Origin of the sequence: Wolbachia endosymbiont of Drosophila incompta, from assembly GCF_001758565.1 — a bacterium.
In the GTDB taxonomy this organism is placed as follows: domain Bacteria; phylum Pseudomonadota; class Alphaproteobacteria; order Rickettsiales; family Anaplasmataceae; genus Wolbachia; species Wolbachia pipientis.
On sequence record NZ_CP011148.1, the window covers coordinates 1,052,588 to 1,052,927 of the forward strand.

Annotated in this window: 1 pseudogene; it reads left to right on the forward strand. The window is 29.7% G+C overall.

Annotation, left to right across the window (positions count from 1 at the left end):
- Nucleotides 1-97: 97 nt before the first annotated feature.
- Nucleotides 98-340 (forward strand): annotated as a pseudogene (locus WG67_RS07865) (IS4-like element ISWosp8 family transposase); the annotation flags it as partial.

The window sequence follows — 340 nt, forward strand, 5'->3', positions numbered from 1 at the left end:
TTTATCATTAAATTATCCAAAGAGTGCAAGGGACAGCACTTTTGTTTCTATTTTATTGCAACTAAAAAGTTTAAAATGTGTCTTTTTTAGGTGAGGCATGCAAAAAGGAAAAGATCTTATCTTACAAATTAAAAATGCAATATACTCGAAAACTTTTCAGAAAATCCATTGTGTTGAGTTTTACACGAACAAGAAAACTTCCTTTTTCGACAGTATTTTCTATGATTTTAAAGTTAGTTAAAAAAAGTTTGGGAATAGAATGTGAACTTATGGAGCCATTGACATGTACCCTCAAAGCAAGCTTTTTCTAAAGCAAGATATAATAGGTTGCTTATAATCC